This is a genomic window from Marinomonas sp. TI.3.20 (assembly GCF_038155025.1).
Lineage (GTDB): Bacteria > Pseudomonadota > Gammaproteobacteria > Pseudomonadales > Marinomonadaceae > Marinomonas > Marinomonas flavescens.
This window is the reverse complement of the sequence record NZ_JBAKAS010000027.1, coordinates 12370-30648: the sequence shown is the minus strand read 5'-3', so window position 1 is coordinate 30648 and position 18279 is coordinate 12370. Positions and strand designations below refer to the sequence as shown.

Annotated in this window: 20 protein-coding genes; 2 read left to right on the top strand and 18 right to left on the bottom strand. The window is 37.6% G+C overall.

Features of this window, described 5'->3' with window-relative positions; translation table 11 throughout:
* The 11 genes from V6259_RS18120 to V6259_RS18070 form a co-directional block, all read right to left on the bottom strand.
* The coding region (locus V6259_RS18120) for a hypothetical protein (RefSeq protein ID WP_341585724.1) at window positions 1-500 on the bottom strand (500 nt) is incomplete at its 3' end.
* Entirely contained in the window at window positions 490-1341 is an 852-nt protein-coding gene (locus tag V6259_RS18115) for a hypothetical protein (protein WP_341585723.1), read from the bottom strand. The genes V6259_RS18115 and V6259_RS18120, both read right to left, overlap by 11 nt.
* 113 nt (window positions 1342-1454) lie before the next feature.
* A complete protein-coding gene (locus V6259_RS18110) occupies window positions 1455-2930 on the bottom strand; it encodes a hypothetical protein (protein ID WP_341585722.1) in 1476 nt (491 codons plus the stop codon).
* 37 nt (window positions 2931-2967) lie between these two features.
* A complete protein-coding gene (locus V6259_RS18105; protein ID WP_341585721.1) occupies window positions 2968-4110 on the bottom strand; it encodes a hypothetical protein in 1143 nt (380 codons plus the stop codon).
* A 1-nt stretch (window position 4111) separates the two neighbouring features.
* Window positions 4112-4840, bottom strand: a complete 729-nt coding sequence (locus V6259_RS18100; RefSeq protein WP_341585720.1) for a hypothetical protein — start codon at window positions 4838-4840, stop codon at window positions 4112-4114.
* On the bottom strand, window positions 4837-5343 hold the full coding sequence (locus tag V6259_RS18095) for a hypothetical protein (protein WP_341585719.1): 507 nt from the start codon (window positions 5341-5343) through the stop codon (window positions 4837-4839). The genes V6259_RS18100 and V6259_RS18095 overlap by 4 nt, the downstream gene beginning before the upstream one ends.
* Window positions 5344-5358: 15 nt before the next feature.
* Window positions 5359-5982, bottom strand: coding sequence for a hypothetical protein (locus tag V6259_RS18090; protein ID WP_341585718.1), 624 nt, complete (start codon window positions 5980-5982; stop codon window positions 5359-5361).
* Window positions 5975-6325 (bottom strand): hypothetical protein, encoded by a 351-nt coding sequence (locus V6259_RS18085; RefSeq protein WP_341585717.1) that lies wholly within the window; start codon window positions 6323-6325, stop codon window positions 5975-5977. Before V6259_RS18085 ends, V6259_RS18090 begins: the two co-directional genes overlap by 8 nt.
* A 219-nt stretch (window positions 6326-6544) precedes the next feature.
* Complete coding sequence (locus V6259_RS18080) at window positions 6545-7771, bottom strand: ATPase, T2SS/T4P/T4SS family (RefSeq protein WP_341585716.1); 1227 nt, start codon at window positions 7769-7771, stop codon at window positions 6545-6547.
* Between the two features lie 61 nt (window positions 7772-7832).
* The gene (locus tag V6259_RS18075; protein ID WP_341585715.1) at window positions 7833-8585 is read right to left on the bottom strand and encodes a type IV secretory system conjugative DNA transfer family protein; all 753 of its coding nucleotides are present in this window, start codon (window positions 8583-8585) and stop codon (window positions 7833-7835) included.
* A gap of 7 nt (window positions 8586-8592) precedes the next feature.
* A complete protein-coding gene (locus V6259_RS18070) occupies window positions 8593-9168 on the bottom strand; it encodes a hypothetical protein (protein WP_341585714.1) in 576 nt (191 codons plus the stop codon).
* Window positions 9169-9283: 115 nt separating this feature from the next.
* Here V6259_RS18070 and V6259_RS18065 point away from each other — a divergent pair, with 115 nt between their 5' ends.
* On the top strand, window positions 9284-10291 hold the full coding sequence (locus V6259_RS18065) for a hypothetical protein (RefSeq protein ID WP_341585713.1): 1008 nt from the start codon (window positions 9284-9286) through the stop codon (window positions 10289-10291).
* 2066 nt (window positions 10292-12357) lie between these two features.
* Here the strand turns inward: V6259_RS18065 and V6259_RS18060 are convergent.
* Window positions 12358-13221: a hypothetical protein gene (locus tag V6259_RS18060; RefSeq protein ID WP_341585712.1), complete on the bottom strand. Its 864-nt coding sequence runs from the start codon at window positions 13219-13221 to the stop codon at window positions 12358-12360.
* A 143-nt stretch (window positions 13222-13364) separates the two neighbouring features.
* Here V6259_RS18060 and V6259_RS18055 point away from each other — a divergent pair, with 143 nt between their 5' ends.
* Window positions 13365-13946 (top strand): hypothetical protein, encoded by a 582-nt coding sequence (locus V6259_RS18055; RefSeq protein WP_341585711.1) that lies wholly within the window; start codon window positions 13365-13367, stop codon window positions 13944-13946.
* A 13-nt stretch (window positions 13947-13959) separates the two neighbouring features.
* On the opposite strand, the gene V6259_RS18050 is transcribed toward V6259_RS18055, so the two are convergent.
* The 6 genes from V6259_RS18050 to ssb form a co-directional block, all read right to left on the bottom strand.
* Window positions 13960-14562 (bottom strand): hypothetical protein, encoded by a 603-nt coding sequence (locus V6259_RS18050; RefSeq protein WP_341585710.1) that lies wholly within the window; start codon window positions 14560-14562, stop codon window positions 13960-13962.
* Between the two features lie 125 nt (window positions 14563-14687).
* On the bottom strand, window positions 14688-15731 hold the full coding sequence (locus V6259_RS18045) for a hypothetical protein (protein ID WP_341585709.1): 1044 nt from the start codon (window positions 15729-15731) through the stop codon (window positions 14688-14690).
* A 148-nt stretch (window positions 15732-15879) separates the two neighbouring features.
* Entirely contained in the window at window positions 15880-16389 is a 510-nt protein-coding gene (locus tag V6259_RS18040; protein ID WP_341585708.1) for a hypothetical protein, read from the bottom strand.
* A gap of 321 nt (window positions 16390-16710) precedes the next feature.
* Entirely contained in the window at window positions 16711-16899 is a 189-nt protein-coding gene (locus tag V6259_RS18035) for a hypothetical protein (protein ID WP_341585707.1), read from the bottom strand.
* Window positions 16900-17132: 233 nt separating this feature from the next.
* Complete coding sequence (locus V6259_RS18030) at window positions 17133-17345, bottom strand: hypothetical protein (RefSeq protein WP_341585706.1); 213 nt, start codon at window positions 17343-17345, stop codon at window positions 17133-17135.
* Between the two features lie 174 nt (window positions 17346-17519).
* Complete coding sequence (gene ssb, locus V6259_RS18025; RefSeq protein ID WP_341585705.1) at window positions 17520-18026, bottom strand: single-stranded DNA-binding protein; 507 nt, start codon at window positions 18024-18026, stop codon at window positions 17520-17522.
* Window positions 18027-18279 lie beyond the last annotated feature (253 nt).

The window sequence follows — 18279 nt, the reverse complement described above, 5'->3', positions numbered from 1 at the left end:
GACGTTTCTTGTGCCGTAGGTGTTTCTTGAGCCGTGGACGTTTCTTGTGCCGTAGGTGTTTCTTGAGCCGTGGACGTTTCTTGTGCCGTAGGTGTTTCTTGAGCCGTGGACGTTTCTTGTGCCGTAGGTGTTTCTTGAGCCGTGGACGTTTCTTGTGCCGTAGCTTCTTGTGCTTCAGATTTAACATCTGTATGAGGAGTGAAGGAAGCCCCAACCTTTAATTCTGATAAGTCGCCTACTTTGATAAACGGGATAGCTAAATGATTGGGGTCCGTTTTGCTTAAAAGTAGTTCGAATGTTTCCGCTTTAGATCTGTGTCTTGTTGAAATGCTTTCAGATATTGAATTTTTAATGCGCTCTAGCTTAATTGGGTCGAAAGTAAACTCATCTAATAACACATTAAAACGCTTTTGGGCCTCCTCTACTTTTGAGTCATCTAATAACTTCCCCCGCATATTCGAGGAGATACTAGAACTTTCTTGTTGAATATTAATTGCCATTATCTACCACCTCACATTTGTCTGCTAACTTAAGTTCTTGTAGGTTGAGAAAGTTATTCTCATTTTGTTGCTCCAAATATCCTAAATAAAGTTCTATTGGCTTCCCCATATTGATGTAAGTAATATCTTGGCTATTGTATGCGGGGGCTTTCTCAATAGTGCTTTTGTTTAAATCCTCTAGATCACTAGTAAGTGTTAAAGCGCTATTTTCCACATATGGAGTACTTTTCCACAACTCAGCATTAGGATCTGGATTGAATATATAATCTGATAAATTCAATACGGATTTTTTATATAATTCGTTAAATTTATCAGATTTAGATAATCTAGCTTTTTGAACTACCGTCAAGTATTTAGGTATTTGTAGTGTGTTGATGGCATTTGATTTATTTATGGCGCTTATTGAATCATTAAGTTCATATTGGAATTGCACTATATTGTCTTTAGATGCAGATAATGAAATCTTATTTTCATTCTGAATCTTATTAGACTTAGTTTTATACATAGCTTTTAGTATTTGTTTGGTACTATTCATTTGATCTAAGCTAATATACTTATTCGCTTCTATTTTTTTTGATATCTCGGAATCGGCACTAATATTAATGCCGTCTAGTGACTTAACCTCTAAAGCGTTGGTAGATGTTGGAAGTGCTCCGCCGCCCCACACTAACATCCCTATCTTCTGCCCTGTCAACAGAGATTTAGCTTTAAATTCTAGCTCTGCTGCTTTCGCATTTGCCGTCGCTAGTGTTGTCTGTGCTGATGCTTGAGCTACACTAGACGCAATTTGAGCAAATGATGAGCCCAGTTGTGCTGCTCCGCTAGCAAAACTTGGAGACATGCATACTGCGTCACAAATCGGCATACAAGGGACCCATGCATATAGACTAGGTGCGGCGACTGTAGCTAAGAAAGATGTAAAATAGATAGTTGTAGTTTTGAATTTTATTTTCATCAACAGTCATCCCCAAGCAACCAGCACTGACCAGACTCTATTATTTCTTTACCCTTATTACTTAAGGTGTCTCCCGAGCTTTCGTTTTTGGAATTGCTACTTCTTGAAGCGTCTGTAAAAGATATGTTGCCAGCTGCACCAAAAATTTTATTGTCTCGATATATAGATGTATTTATTTTTTCATTAAACTCTTGACTAATATCTGCGCCTAACTTTGTATTTCGGATATCAGTTACATCATGAGACATGCCAAACACACCGTTTTTATTTGTAGAAGATTTTACAGAGATAAGTCCTCCCGTAAGGCCGCTTATAGAAGAGGTGGATTTATTTATCATAGAATTAATATTTGCAATTTTTGCATTCATTTTTGATACAACTGCAGAGCAAGCAAGACTTGTGATTTTTTGTTTAAAAGCGCCTAATATTTTCATTTTAAAGAGGCTTCGTATATCTATAATATTTGCTTCTATTCCTATGCCCATTAAGCCATCTAAGCATGAAGAAGAAGCCAATTTCTGCTCAGGCTTTGAAGTTTGATCTACAGTGTCATTAAATGATTCCTTTGTTTGTTTTTTGACTTTAATAGATGCTTCATTTGCTTTTTCTGTGACTGCATCCACATCAATTTTCCCCGCTATCATTGAGCAAGAATATGATCCATATGGTGTCCCTTCCTGCTGTTGGTAACAAGATAATGAATCTTTCAAAAGAAGAGCCGACATAAGCAAATCAGGTTCGCTGTATAGTTGGGTTTTATCAGGTGCAAAAAAAGGTGGCGCAAATGATTCAGACTGGACGTCATATATGACATCAACCAACCTCTTCTTATATTTCCCATACTCACTATTGATTTTATCTAATGAACCTCTAGGATCTGCATATAATTCATTGAATTTTTTAACCGTCAATGTCGCCTCTAACGTTTCCTGGCCTAATTTATTCATGCGATCTTGAGAGGTGTTTACTGCGTCATAGAATGAGTGTTGAATTGATTTAGCTATTTCACTGTTCGGCATTTCCTTTCTGGAAATTTCGTCGCCTTCAAACTTTAATAACATTGCTTTTGTATTAGTCATAAAATTTATTAAATCTAGTGACTTCTGTCCAAGCCATTTTGTATACAATGCTATTGATGAGGATAACGTCAAGGTTATTGCGTCGGCTGCGCTGACTTCTGCTGTATTTTCTATTCCCAACTGTGCGAATAATTTAGCTTGAATAGCTGCCACTTTAACTCTAAAACTGAGGGAGCCAGCATTAGTCTCTGCTGCGCATGCTAAAGTAGTTGAAGACGAAGCGCCAAAAGAAGCAGCTATTCCCGCATAAGTGGAAGACTGACTACTAGACCCACTTATCATTGCTGACCCTATGCATGCAGTATCACATGGAATTAAACCAATAGGGCCTACTGGTGTTGGGCATAGGCCAATCATTGCGTTAGCATGGCTAGCTGAAGTTAACAGTGCGGTCACTATCAAGGCGACTCTACAGCTTTTCATATAAATCCCATTAGAGAGCATCAAGGATTTTTGCACCTCTTAACGTGTCAAGCTTACGCTTCTGAATCATATTGCCTATTATTAGGGATCTATTTAACTCCTCAAGTAATGCGCGTTTAGAGCTTACTGATGCTGCCACAGCATAATTAGAGGTCCCTGGTCGAGCTACTAAGACAGCTAGTATTGCGTCTAAAGATGTGCAGCTGGTGTCTTCTGGAAAAATTCCTTTATCCTTAAGATCTTGTGGACATTTTGCTGCGTCATAATGTAGAGGTACAACATCACCTAAGAAGTCTATGTTTTTTTGACTAAGTGGTATTACAGGCGCTTTAAAAAGAATGTTTCGTAAAAATTGAGCTTGTTTTGCAGCTGTAGAAAGATAGTTTATATTATCGGTAGTAATCTGTTTTGGGTTGTATCCAAATGCAGTATAGTAAACTGCATCCTTATATTCTTCTGCTGAAATTATTTGCTGAGTATTAAGCGCATTAATTAGAGCATCGCCTTTATCAGTAATTTTTTTAGTTCTTTGAGTAAATACATCCGAGGCGCCGAGAGGTGATAGTTTTGGGTCTCTAGCATTCCATCTTTTGATAAAATCACTATTTAAATCGTAAATTTGCTTTACATATGAAGTGTTTACAGTGTACAAGTTTATTAAAGCGTCAGCCTTATCTCCAGTCAGAAAGGAGCCAAAATCACCACCCGCCTCATACAAGGACTCTCTCGTTCTCACCAATTTTTGATATGATTTAATACTATTTATTACTGAGTTTTTAACTTCGGAATATTGAGTTTCTTCAGCTTTGCTTAATTTCTTAAATACACTATCTAATTGAATTACTACGCCATTCATTGACTTAACTAGTGCAGTACTATTATTTGATAGCGTAGTTGATAAGCTGTCACTAAGGTCTGAAATAGCTTTAGAGTTAGAGTCGCCAGCGCTTTTCACAGCTTGTTTAAGTTGACTTATATTTTGCTTCAAAGTGTCGACAGAGCTTTTCATAACATCTGCAGAAGCTTTCATCGCTTGAAAACCTGCATCAATCGCGGCCTTAGCACAAGAATCACATGCATAAGCTTCATTAGTATACATAGCAAAGATGATTGCAGCGGTCACGAAAGGCAGCTTAAAATTTAATTTTTTCATATCAATTACAGCCTCCAAGATAGCAGACCATATCATCTAATTTTTGCTTTCCGGATACGTCAAGCTTATCGGCACTAGATCCGCCCGACCCCTCTGGGTAGAATTTTTTATCTGAAAAATCAATGTTCACATCTTCACCAAAAATGCCTTTGCTATCGTGAACTAAGCCATTCACTTCAGAATTTAGCTTATCACTCATTTTCTTACCCAGTTCGGAGTCTTGTATTTGGGTAACTGATCCAGAAGCGCCCCAAGATCCTGAAGTCGTATTTGATTTAAGTGTTATTAATCCACCACTTGCTTTATTAATCTTAGCCATCTGGTCATTTAGAGTAGAGTTAAGAGCAGTAACCTGCTTATTAATTGCAGCAGTTGCCATTGAGCATGCCATAGCTGTAATCTTCTGCTGAAACATTGCGCTAAAATTAGCCATAAGAAGATTGCGTGGATCAATCAAAGATGCGTTTAAATTAAGGCCCATCATATTATCCAAACACCCACTCGACGCCATCTTTTCCTCTGGTGCAAACGCTTGATCAGCAATAGCGTCGAATGCAGATTTCTCAGTTTCGTTTTTCTGTTTTGCGGCATCATCTATGACAGATCTTTCATCAGCCATATCTGGGTTAACCGCACAAACTTGAGCTTTGCACTCTGCAAGCGTGTATGTAGACAATAAGAGAGGCATGATTAACATGCAGTGCTTAAGACTATTTAAACCTAGGTTCATGATCGAGCCTTTTTTAGGCTTGCATTTACCTCACAGTTTTTTAACAGTTCCGTAAACTTCTTAACAACATCTTCGCGTTTATGCATAGTCTGCGCTAAATTCGTCATTTCTTGCTTCTGCGCATATGCGGTCAAGCGAAAGATCGAAAAGCATAAGATTTTATCGAGTGTTTCTGCTTCTTCTACTGAAAGAGCATCATCCTCTCTCACTCCTCTGCGCTCGTTTTCGACAAGCACTATTAAAGTTTCTACTGATTCATGCTCGGCAGACTCGGTTTCATTTTCTATCTTTTTAATTACGCGAATAAGATCAGAGTCTGCGAGCATAGGAATTAGATATTGTATGCTCGTACTTTCAAAATCTTGAACAGACTGAAGTTCATGTCTATAGCTAAGAATACGTGCGACTGCCAAATCTCGCACACTCTTAAGTAGTTTTTCATCAACGTTACTGGCTACAAGATGGCCACCATCTAAAATCTCTTGAATTCGATTAGATTTCATAAACTCATTCCTTCTTTATTTACTGTCGATTGCTTTAAATCGCTTAACTTGACCATCTTTAATAAGCATTCCAGCATCTGATCTGGCATTAAGATCATCTTCTTTCTTACGAATTACATACTCTTGACCATCATCGCCAATAATAATTTTATCTTTCTTAGGTTCTGGGAATTTCTCTTTTAGGTTTGAGCCAATAGAAATGGTTGCCTTAGACCAATCAATAATGGACCAAAGATGGTTCGCTCGATTAAAGTTACTTAGTGTCTTCAACCAAGGCTGCTTATTGGTACTTTTAAAAGAAATGAGCTTATTTTGATCTACAGCTGAGTCTACTTTTAGAGTTAGTTTTTGAGGGATTATGGCAAGTAAAAGATCGCCAACTGACATTTCATACGAATTAATGAGCGGAGTAAGAGCTTCGGCTAAATATGTTCTATTACCTACCTCAGAAATAGGATCTCGCATCCCAGTGATAACCAGATTGGAGCCGGTATCATAGTTAGTCGCTGAAACAGGGGTATCGTAATTCTTCATGGGTAACTCTTGGGTGTGTCCATGAGGCACATAGATGAAATCCGCATGGGCTTGATATGAAATAGACAATCCTAGTACGAGTGAGCTGAGTAGATATTTATTCATCGTAAAAATTTCTTAGGTTGAGTTGTGTGTGTGTCTGCTTTATGTGATCGACAAAGGAAGCTTCTTGAAAGCTTAATAATTCAGACTTGAACCAATTCAGATAGGTTGGGTATAAAGCAGCAACAAAGGAGCATAGGAATACTAAGGATGACACTATTCCACCAAGGCCACTAAATCCGAAATAAAGGTCAGAGAAAAGTGCCCCAATAGTTGCTATAAGGAAAGAGGAATTCCACTTGACGAATCCAATGTTAGAGTATCCGACTTCGTGAACGAGGTCATAGCAAGCATCAAAAGCTTCATCCGCACTGATATCTTGAGTAATATTTGCGTAATCAGACATATAACTACCTTAATTAAGCTATTTCGATTAATTCAATTAATGCAGTTTAGCGCAAATAATTATTCAATATAAGACTTTAGCCTGTATTACTATGCAAATTAACCCTATTGTTCAGGGCTAGATAGATGAGTCATTTGCTTATGCACTGTACAAACAGGAAGAAGGGAGTCGTCTGGGATGATTGATTAATTGGAGGGTCTCCCCTCCAGTTAATTTCTACTAAATGATTTGCATTGAAGAAAGGATCTTAGTGTATTCCTCTTCAGTCATTTTTCCATTGTCGTAGTGCTCCTTGAGGTTTCTACTCATACTAAGAGCTTCGCCCTTGTCGCACTTCTCTTTAAATATTTCTATAAATTTATAACCGAAACCTGAAAAATCACCGTTAGATTTAAATGAGCTTTGCGCGGCTTCAACTAACATCAGCTTGTCATTTTCTGTGAAATAAAAAACATCTTGTATTGCAATGGTGCCAGCAATAGATGTCTTAATTAATCTTTGAGACACTATGGCCCCCGAGTATTCTATTAAATCTCGGAACGTAGAAGATTTTACTGAATCAGGCATTTCATCAAGCAAGCGTTCGTAGATTTGCCAAGGTCTATCGCAATGCAGAGTTGTGAATAGTTGGTGTTTTGTTTTAGCTGTTAATATTCCGTACTTAACGCTTTCCTGATCGCGCATTTCTCCTAATAGAATAGCCTTCGGGTGCTTACGAAGAAATGATTTTAAACAAGCAGCAAAACCACCGGTTGAGTCATTGTTTGCGTCATGCTGTTTTATGAAACCAATTTGGTTTCGTATGTTTTGCATATCGTATTCACATGGATCTTCAGCTGTGTAAATCATGTCGCGCCACAGCAAACTTCTTTCTACTAGAATGGCAGCAAGATACGTCGACTTACCTGAACCAGTAGGTCCATTAACAAAAACAATTCCTTCTTTAACATTAACGATGCGCTTAGAGAATTCCGAAACATTTAAGTCTTTTAACAACGTAGGTGGACGCAAAGGTCGGAGGCAAACATCGTTACCTTCAACAGCAGGACCATTTGACCAACGCATTCCTTCCAGTCTAAACCTAATCTTCTCACCGCTCGCTGGCTTAAGTACAAGATTGCCGGAAGATGATTTTCGCTGCTTAGTTAGTTGGGTTACAAGGTTGTGGTTTCTCTCATAGAAGTTCTCTAGTACTTCACTGTCAACTTCTAACATCTCAGGTAGTGATTCAGTATTATTTAGATTAGCAATATAGTTATCGCCAGACACTTGAATGATAATGGGCGCATCGTGAGCAAGATAAATATCCGAGACATCTTTGTTATGAAAGCATGAGACTAGCAAGTCAAAAATGGCTTCATAATCCCACTCTTTTTGCTCAGATCTAGAGCCTTGATACGCAAAGTTGAAGTACGGTGTTTCACTTTCAATAAATGATAAATTCATACTATAGGAATTCCACTAAATGAACCTGTAATCTTTGTTGATATAACGAAATTTATGAGTATCACTGCCCCATTTTCCCCCACGCTTCTTTCTCAACAAAATTACCTTTATCAGTAAGCTTTGTTATTTTTCTATCGATTTCAGCTGATTTCTTTTTAAGCTCGAGAGGAATTTTAATTTCACTCAACTCAGGTCCTTTTGTTAATCCTCTTTGTGATGCCAAGACGTATGTAAACCTTTCTCTAAAATCGGAATCTAGGTACTTCATAGCCTGCAGAAAATCAAGATAGGTTAGACAGACACCTTGCAGATACCCTTTTTCTAAGCCATCACTCCACGACTTTTGAGTAATAGAAGTAATAGGAAATTCCTGGACCTCTGGAACAGTTATTTTAGATTCCAACTTTGGAAACCAATCACGCCAAGTGATTGGATTATTCGCGATTTCAAAATCACCGATAACATTTAGTGTGTACCCATTTTGGGTTAAGAAATTATCATGCTTCTTCCTCCCGCCTTGGATAATCTGAAGTCGTTTAGGTAGGACAAGCGTGTCATACATAATAGATCTATAGTTATAAATGGCGTCCAATGGCCCTTGAGCTATGTTAAGAGCTTCAGTCCATAGCTTTGGATTGGTGTCACCTTCGCCTACACTTACACCTACCTTGTAGCCCTGTTCGTAAGCATCATTTTTGTCTTCATTTTTATCTTCCAAGTTCGTAACAAAAAATTGACTCGGTTCTTTATAAGTATCTAAACGACTCTCTCCGATTGCAGTTAGAAGAGCTACAGGGGGTTGGTCAACAGACAAGCAAAAATTATTTATGGATAGTGGTTTTTGGTAATCTAGGGATGCCGTTTGATAGCCTGCGCAACCCGTCACAAGAGTCAGTAGTGGCGCACTTACTGCGTAGGATAATAGCTTTTTCTTTTTGACGAATAACGAGATCGATTTGTCCATTTGGTACATGAGAATAGCCCTGCGAAAGAAGTTCGATTAATGTGGATTTATTTGCTGGGATAGTAATGTTGTAATCCAAAATGCTTCTATCGCCTAGCCAGTCGTAAAAGTGATATCCGGATCTCTTGGCAACCTCATTTATTAAGTTTTCAAAAGTCCCTATCCAAACGCCATCAACATAACCTAACGATGCAATTTGGTTAATCGGGTCGTTTTTATCTACGCTATCTAACCAGTCTGTATCTGGGTCATTTACCTGTACCAGCACTCTTGATTGATCAATTAAGGAAACCGTTCTGTCTGCAATATCTTGCATCTGAATTCTAAATTCCTCAGTTGCCATATCCGATGGATTGACAGAGGGGCCTTTGCTCGTTGAACAGCCAGTTAAGCTGGCAGCTACGATCGCTAACGGAAATACAATATTTTTCACAGAATTACCTTTAAATGGTTTAAACACTCTAATGGATGTAATACCAATTCTACATGATAGAATGCTTAATCTCAAAAAAGTAACATGTAAGTAAGTATTAATTTAGGGGTATGTTGTGAAAGAAAATACGGCGTCTACCATAATCACTAGAACACTCGGTACTGATAATGATTATCAGTACAAGATAGATTGTATTGTAAGGAAGTGGGGGCAGTATGTTGGTTTGGCTAATGAAAATGAGCTTAAGGAAATGCATATTTATGCTTTACATAAGCTATTTGAAAATAAACTGAAGACCAACACAGTGCGCAAATATAGGGCGGCTCTTAAATGGAAGGCGGCTCAACTAGGCTTGAAAATTGATTCTAAAAAATTGGAAATTAATAAGCGCTTTACTCGGTCAGCTAAAGCGAAATTTTATCCTAAAGAGCTAAGGCTGGCGGTTGCTCGAAATGTCAGAAATTGTGAATGGAAGTCTAATAAATACGCAAAGGACTTTTTGACCTTGCACCTTATTGCAGGGCCTTTACTTGGCTATAGAATGAAGGAATTAAGAGGGTTGAACGTATCGATTGATGGGGGGGTTGTGAATGTTCAAATAATAAATGGCAAGAACAGTAATGGCAGGGCTAATGGTGATTACAGGACTTTGATATACCCTCGTTTACACAATGGTATGGATCTAGCTAAAGCCTTCTTAAAGTTGAAAAAATTTGGAGAAATGAGCGATTATTTTGCAATAGTGAAATCTGCTGCCAACCTGCATAGAAAGTGCCTTAATGAATTGGATGTTGAGCAGATAATTGGTGTAAAGCTAAATCCTGTTATGACAACTATAAGGCATGAGTTTAAGCTTGCTTTTGAGGAGGCTAATGGAGCTTTGCTAACTTCAGCTGCCATGGGGCACAGTTCAATGATAACTCAGAAGAGAGATTATGGTGATAAGTCTACGGGAGGACGTAAGAAACTTAAATATGAAAAAGATGAAGAGCTTATAAACTTGATGCGCATTGTAAAAGTAGCGGAAGAAAATGTAGAAAAAGTTGTTAAGCGCATTTCGGACGTTGAATCAGTATTGGCTGATGTCAAAGCAAAAGTAAAATTAAATACTCCATCAATGTAGTGAATATGAGCTGAATTGATGTTGCTTTATAGATTAAAAATTCGAATAACTTATCTACTTGTATTTGTTTCTATTAATATATTGATGGATGCCGCACTCCAAGCATTGTATCAAGACTAACAAGCTTAATCTTAAAATTAAATCCTACCAAAAGCGCATGATGACAATATGCTTTTAACATTATCAATAGTTATTTATTGTGTGTGATTATAGTTAAAGGTAGTTAAATTTTTGGAGAGATTTTTCAACTCATAAAGTATATTTGGTTCACGTTTTAGGGTGTCAGAACGATCAAGAGCTAAAGTCTAAAAGTACTAGCTGGAAATCTTTGTGATTAAGTATGGAGTGAGAAAAAATGTTAAAGCACTCCTTACTGGCTGTGATCTCGCTTGTGTCAAAGCTTGATAAAGCTTCTGTGCTGTAAGAAGCGTTGGAGGCTCTCCCCTACTGATTGTGGAAGCGCCTGTGATAAGGGTTGATACGGCTCCCGTTGATCTTACCTAAGAAAGGTCTGATATAGCTGCTGTTCTAGTTATGATAAACTGTCACATTATAATTTAATCTTTAGTATGCAAAGATGATGTCGTTGAATGGCTGGCTCGTCCAGTTAGAGGGCTTAAAGCTCTCCTCGTCTGGATATGATCTAACCTGTTCAAGCTCTGATATAGCTCCCGATTTAGTTCTGATGAACTATGACATTACAATTTAATCTTTAGTATGCAAAATGATGTCGTTCAATGAATTGCTCGTGCATATTGAAGGCTTAAAGCTCTCCTGGTTTGGGTCTCGTCTGAGATGAAGTCTCTTATAACTCTAGTTAAGATGAGCTGTGACATTGTAATTTAATCTCTGATATCCAGAAATGATTCCGTTGAATATCAGGCTCGTTCAGGTAGATGACTTAATGTCCTCCCAGTCTCGTAGTAACTCACCTGTGTAATGAATTGTCTCTCCCTTTCTTAATGTGTCGAATATCAAGATACTCGTGCTTCTTTCATAAAGGGTAGGTTTAAATGGCAAGTTTGTATAAAAATCTAATTTTATTAGATCTGGTGAGAAATCATATTACCTGGGGAATAAACGGCGAGGTAAGACGTTGTGGCGCATTCGATGCTATTGGTATGTCGTATGGGAAGTCTGTTAAACAGATGTGTCTTTGTGTCTGATATGAGTGGGTGAACACTGAGTTTCTCAGTTCAAGTTCATAAAGGTTTACATAGAGATGTTCTAGCACGCTTAAGGTGTTTCGAGGATGAAATTCTGATATGGCTAATTGGCTCGTAGAGAATAATTCTAGATAATGTTGATTTGAGTTTTTTATGTAAAAGCCCGAAATTGGGACAATTAAAATTTAAGAAAAAAAAAGACCCTATAAAGGGCCTTGCATAAAATATCTGGAATGCATAAGAATTTAAAAAATTCGTTCGCATCTATCCAAATGTTGAGAGAAATATTAAATCGAAAGTTGAGTTTAGTCAATAGTAAGTTGAGGGATAGTTATCAAATAGTAAGACTAAATAGAGTTGCTTTAGTAACAACGGTATCCCCCTCGTTTCGCCTTAATTTTCTATTTAAAATAAACACCCACCCTACTATCAATACTGACATTTTTGATACTAAAGCATTAATTTATATTCTATAGATAACGATATACTTCAATAACAAACAATCTCCATGTGTAGACAGTGATGCTGCCTGAGTTTAAGAGATATTTTAGTATTTTTTAACCGCCCTAGTTTTTGTAAGCTACTTATTTGCTTCAATTAGCAACAGTTTAGCTTATGTTTTACTCGTCTAGATGTTGCTTAGCTCTTAGTAGTGTTGCAAACCTCGGAATTAGAAATAGCTTATATAAGGAATTAGTTTGGTAAAGCGAATCTATATAGGTTCTTGTTATGGGTTTGCATGAAGGGATTGAGTGTGAGCTTTCACGTGATTATATGTTCTAAATTAAACGCGCAGTTAGACGCATGGCGGCCCTAGGGCTTTCTATGTGAGGCGGTAAGTGATGATTGTCGTACTGTAATGGTTTAGGTTGGGAAGGTTTTGTTCTGGTAGTGAGGGGGCTAAGCGGAGAAGTTGAAGTAGTCCATTAGCCTATATAGGCTTCTTTGACGTTTACGCTGGCTTCGATTCTCTATTTTCGCATTTATTAGGCTAGCAGCGCGTTGGAGTTTTCGTAATAAATTATTTCTTAGCTTTGGTGACATGCCCCAATCGTCAATTTCAAAAGGCATAAAAGTAGTAATAATTGTCTTAATTTTTGATTTGAAAATTCCTTTAACAGATAAAGCTTTCGTTGTTTTATGAATAGCTAAAGCTAAAGCTACTGGATTTCGTCGTACACTGGCAAGCGATTCCATATCAAATTTTGTTTCAATCGCGTAATTCGTAAATAGTCTCCATGCCTCGGAAAAAGCATGAGACCACTCCCGTGACCGTTTAGCCGCAGAAACTGAATTGTTTGGTCTGGGTTCTTGCATGAAAATCTTGAAGCTATCACCTAAAGGAAAAAAAATTTCTCCAGTCGCCAGCTTTACTTTGAACGTGAATTCAATGTCATTCAGTCTTTCAAAAGATTTAATTATTGACTCATTACTCGATCCACAAGATGAAACCCCAAGGATTGATCGTAGATCTGTCAACATCCACATTTTTCCGAATAAAAAGTCTATGCTCAGGGACTCTGTGCGATCGATATGATTTAAAGAGGATAGAACGAGCCAATCTCGAGCTAATATTTTACTGTTTGCGCTTAGTGTGAATGTCGCTGTTTTAATCAATTCGTTAGTGACTTGTAGTCCACACCGCTCAAGAAGGTAGGTTTTAAGGGGTTTATCCCTATCTGTTATTACAGTTGTGTGATGAGAGTGCCATTCATTTGCACACACGAAATCACGTGCAATGAGGGTAGTTGCGAAAACATCCATTAGATTTTATCCAGATAACTTATGCAAAAAAAAATCAGATTTAGGACTCTTTTTGGTCCTTATTTTATGCTCTAATTGCTTTAACTTAGCTAATGAAGATAAATGCAATAATGCGAAAGAAATATATAACAACCGTGTTAATCGTGTCAATTCTATTACCATTAAAAAGTGTGGAGGCCGCTGCAGCCACTTACCAGTATGGTGGTAAAGACTATTCGGTAGATCAAATTATGAGCATGAAGTCTCCGCCTAGTGGCTATACGCCCCAAGTAGGTCTAGATAGTTGCTCAAATCGATTGGAAAAAAGTACAGGTATATCTGGAAATGCATTTAATTTAATCAAACTGACCGAGGGCGGCTACAATGGAATGGCGATAAGATCTAAAGGGTCTGGAACTTGGGATATTGGTAAATACTCCGTCAATGAGACTCATTTAAAAGTATTGAGTCAATATATGTCGCCATTCGATATACGATGGAATGACTGCGCAAACGGGGTCGCTTCTGCGTTTGTGTTATTCCCGTTTTACGAGGCAAGCAAAAAAGTAGCAGTACGAGAAATAGTAAAAAATCAAGATCCATATAAGGCGATAGAAAAAGCTTTGTATGAATTAGCTGGATATAATTCGCAAACGGAGGTTATAAGGCGCCAGTATGCTAAAAAACTAGCGTGGATGCTTCTAAGGAGTATTTATGAAGGTGATGAAACGCGCCTATGGAAGTAGGCGCGATTAATTATTAATAGTAAATTCTTGCACCAATATGTGATTGAAGTGAAATAGGGATATACGCCTCAATGAAATGCCCTTCGTAGTTCTTTTTCTCAACAGCTAATTTTGTCCATCCAGCTGGACTGGTCTCAGGTTCGATTACACCGAAATCCTTCCCATTTACGACGAGATGCTGTGTAAGTGAGTAAGTCACTCTAATTGGCATAGATAGCCCAGAGTAGCGAATATCTATATCATCAGCTGTAATCAGTCTGCTGTCACCTCTAGAAATCTTCAGAGACATGCCTCTCAAGTTTGTCGATGGGTTGCCTTTATCGATGTAAATCATTTTATCAAAAACCAAATTAGCTACGTCGCGTGGACTAGTAGAAAGATAGTGTTTCTGTGCTTGAGCATCGAGTCTCTTTAAGCTGGTAACTGCATCCACTGTTCCCAAAGGTTTATATCCAAGTCTTTCAGTTAACTCTACTACTGGTGCTGCATTGCTAATTGGTGCGGCTCTAATATGTTCGTTTATTTTGTTTGTATCAGTGTTACTCATAGGCTTATTGAACGAGCATCCAGCTGTTAAGATGCATGCAGCCGTAATAGTTATAGATTTAAGATTCATCAAAGTGCCTCGTTAGAGCTATATGTATCATAGGTTCAGTCGAACCTGGCTATTAATAATGGTAGTTATTATATTGTCATTAGCTCTAATAATACAATTAATCCTATTAAACCAATTAGTACCTATTAGTACCTGTGCAGGTAATCATAGATCTTTTTGGATAGACGAGGAGAAAGGAGGAGAGTTTTCGATAACTGTTGCTCAGTCATAGAGCAGAGATTTGCAAGACTTAAGCCTTGATTAATAGCTCGTTGAGCAGTGCTATGTGAAATATCGGGAATAGATAGAATAGCAGCGTATGGCCGTTGACCATCAATTTTCTGGTTGTAGGAAACCATGCTTTCTACGCTCTTTTGCCTATCATATGCTGTTAATGATCCGCAAAAGGAGACAGGAAACTGTTTGTGGGTATCCAAATAGGACAGCATGCAAAGCTTATAAAATAAGTCGTTAGATACCGGTAAATCTATATATTTGATGTTTAAAGAAATTAGATATGACTTTAGAAGGCCTTCTACATTTAAATCAAATGGTATGCTGTATTCTGGATTCAATCGTATGAAGGCAAACATATGTTTATTTTGATTTCTATTGTCTGATTTAATTTTTTGTTTAATTAATTCAATTTTATTAATTGCAATGCTGAGGCTTTCTTCAGATAGCATAGACTCATGAGTGATGACTGATAAGTCGATGACATGTTCCGAATTTATAATCGAAAGATCTGAATTTAGAGTTTCATCTATCGTTATCGTGCAGCCGTTAAATGTCTTTGATAAGCTTTTATATAATTCTGTTGACTGACATCTGACTTCAATCTGCTTCGAATATAGTTTGTAATTCTCAGAGTTGATCAGATTGTTATAAAGTGCTTTCGTGTCAACAATTGCAGTAAGATTGGAATTTTCAGCGAGGTCTCCGGACAAAGAGAACTTCGCATTTAATTTTAGTAACAGGGAATAAATCTGGGCTTTTGTATATTTTTTTTCTAAGGAAATGCCAGTGCTAGTGATAGCATCTATAAGTTGTCTTTGCTCGAAATTTTCTGAAGAAATAACAATAGGTCGTCCCTTCTGTAGAGAGATAGATCCAATATCGGCCCCCTCCTCGGATTTGAAGTACCCTTTAAAAGCAGCTGCTTTTGACCAAAGAACAATTGATGTAATCACTGTGTGTATCCCTGTCAGTATTTATACAATAAAAATATCATATTTATTGTGCATAATGAAATAATTGCTTTATGTACGTTATTTGGTTAAAGGCATTAGCCTAATGCAAGAAAAATGTGACCCCTGTAGAAGCAGGTCATAAGTGTTTTTATCCACCGAACATTTTTTGTATGGCGTGGACAATTATAGGAAAAGCTGAAATCACTTTTTTACTAACATATTCAGTAAAAGAACAGGCATCAATTAAGACCGTGTAACAAAGGTTAACCACTCCTACTATTGCTAAAATTGCGCTAGTTCTCGTTGTTTGGTCATTAGATTTTAAGCCTACGAAATACGTGGCCAAAAAACCTGCTTTGGATAAAGTAAGATTAACCGTTGCTGGTGCTTTCTTTGTCTTATAAAAAGTAGCGCTCATGTCAATTTTAAGCTCAACTGCAAGATCATAAGATAAAGTGATCTCATTTTTTTTCAACGAGCGATCGCCTTGAACTGTTGCCACTACCCATAAATTGTTTTCATTATTTCTTATTATTACTTTTGCGTTGCGTGAGAAGCGATCAACGTCTTTGCTTTTGACTGCTCTAATTGCGTGAGTTGATGTTAATACAATATCGTCTGATTCCTTTTCAGCTCTAAAAACTTTATTTATATTCATATCACTTCCAAATTTTATTTATTCTTTTAACAGAGCGTTTCTCATGCCAATTAAGTGTTGAATGAATTAGAAACTGAATGATAGGCATTGCGACCGTAGCAAGACCAAATAAGTAATAGTATTTTTCGGGCATTGGTAACTCCATAGCTAAGTAAGTCAGTACGACAATTATCCATTTTTTGGTTGGTTATCTGACTTGTATTGATTCATCGATGCTATGAATAAGTCCAAGGTTCAAGGCGAAAGCCTTAAATAGATGGGGCTGAAATTATATGAAGCTAATACTTTATGAAAAAAGCCCCGTTACGGGGCTATTTTGGATTATGCTTTTTTACATTTCAGTACAGCGGTTTTAACATCTGCATACTCTGGTGATAATCTGTCTTTGTCCATTTTCTTTTGTTCGATTATGCGATGTTCCTCACATGTTTTCTTATCAATATACATTTCCATGGTTAGTTGCTTTGGAAATTGGCCAGTTACAACAAGGTTCAAAATTAATAAATACATACAATATTCCTTTTTTATAAAATTATGCGACTAATTCCGAGATAGTGCCAAGGCGCCCTTCAGAATTTCTAACTACTGTTGTCTTAGAGATACCACTTGTAAGCAGGGCTAACAGCCCTCGCTTAGTGCTCGTAGAGTTGTGTGGGTGTTCATATGTGAATATCCCGCGATGGTCGTAAGTCCCAACAATAATATCTTGTGAGCTTTGAGCTGGCCCCCACGGGGTAAACTTTCTAACCATCATTGACTCCGAAATAATTAATAATAAATTGTGTTGTTTTAATAGAAACATAAGCCGCTACTGAAAGAATAAAATGTCCAAATAATAGTTTTGGTGTTTCAGAGCCTTCGATACCGCCATTAAGTCCAATGTGAATAGCACCGGTCATTAGAGCGATGACTGGCAAAATAAATGACATCCCTTGTAAAATCTTCTGAATTCTCATTTAAAAATCTCCTTAAGTTGTTGAATCCATTATCGTTTATTAATGAATTAACAATTTAAGAAAGAGATCGAACCGCCTATAGACACCACCAACAAGGTTAAAGGCTGATAAGCCTAAAACGCCCTATTCAATAAGGGGGGGTGCCCCTTATTGAATTATGAATTTAGCATTACTCTACGTGATGTTCTGGTTAAACCCAATATTAGCCTGGTTAAACCCATTGTTAGCCTGGTTATACCCGTTATTGTTGTTGGTCTGGTTGTTCGATGGCATATTGGGGGTTCCCTGTCCTGATCTCTGATGATTTCCAACGTCATCCTGATCTTCAGAGTGGCGGCTATCCAGAAATTGAAATTCACTGACTATAACTTCCGTTGTATAGCGTGTAATGCCGTCCTTCTCCCAGCTTCGAGTGCGTAAAGTACCTTCCACATATACTTTACTACCTTTCTTGATGTGGTCTCCGGCTATCTGGCCTAGACGGTAATTACCTATATCCATAAAGACAACTCGGTGCCACTCGGTACGTTCTTGCATTTGACCGGTCTGTTTATCTCGCCAGCTTTCCGAAGTTGCAATGTTTACGTTTGCAACAGCAGCGCCAGAAGGCATAAATCGAAGCTCCGCATCGCTGCCAGCATTACCAATAATAATAACTTTTACTAGTGACCCTTTACTCATGATTAAGCTCCACAATTAAATGTAAGTATTTAAGATGTCTTTATTATGCTGGAGGATACGAATTTTAAGTTTTAAGGCTGACCATGATCGCTATAAAAAACCATGAAGGTTAAAGGTGAAACCTAAGTAGATTAACTGATTTAATGCGATTGATTATAATTGTGCCATTGAATTCATTCAGAGTGAAACTATTTTGGATGCTGATTATGCGGCTCTCCACCAGCTATTTTTTAATGGGTGTTTTTAATCTCTG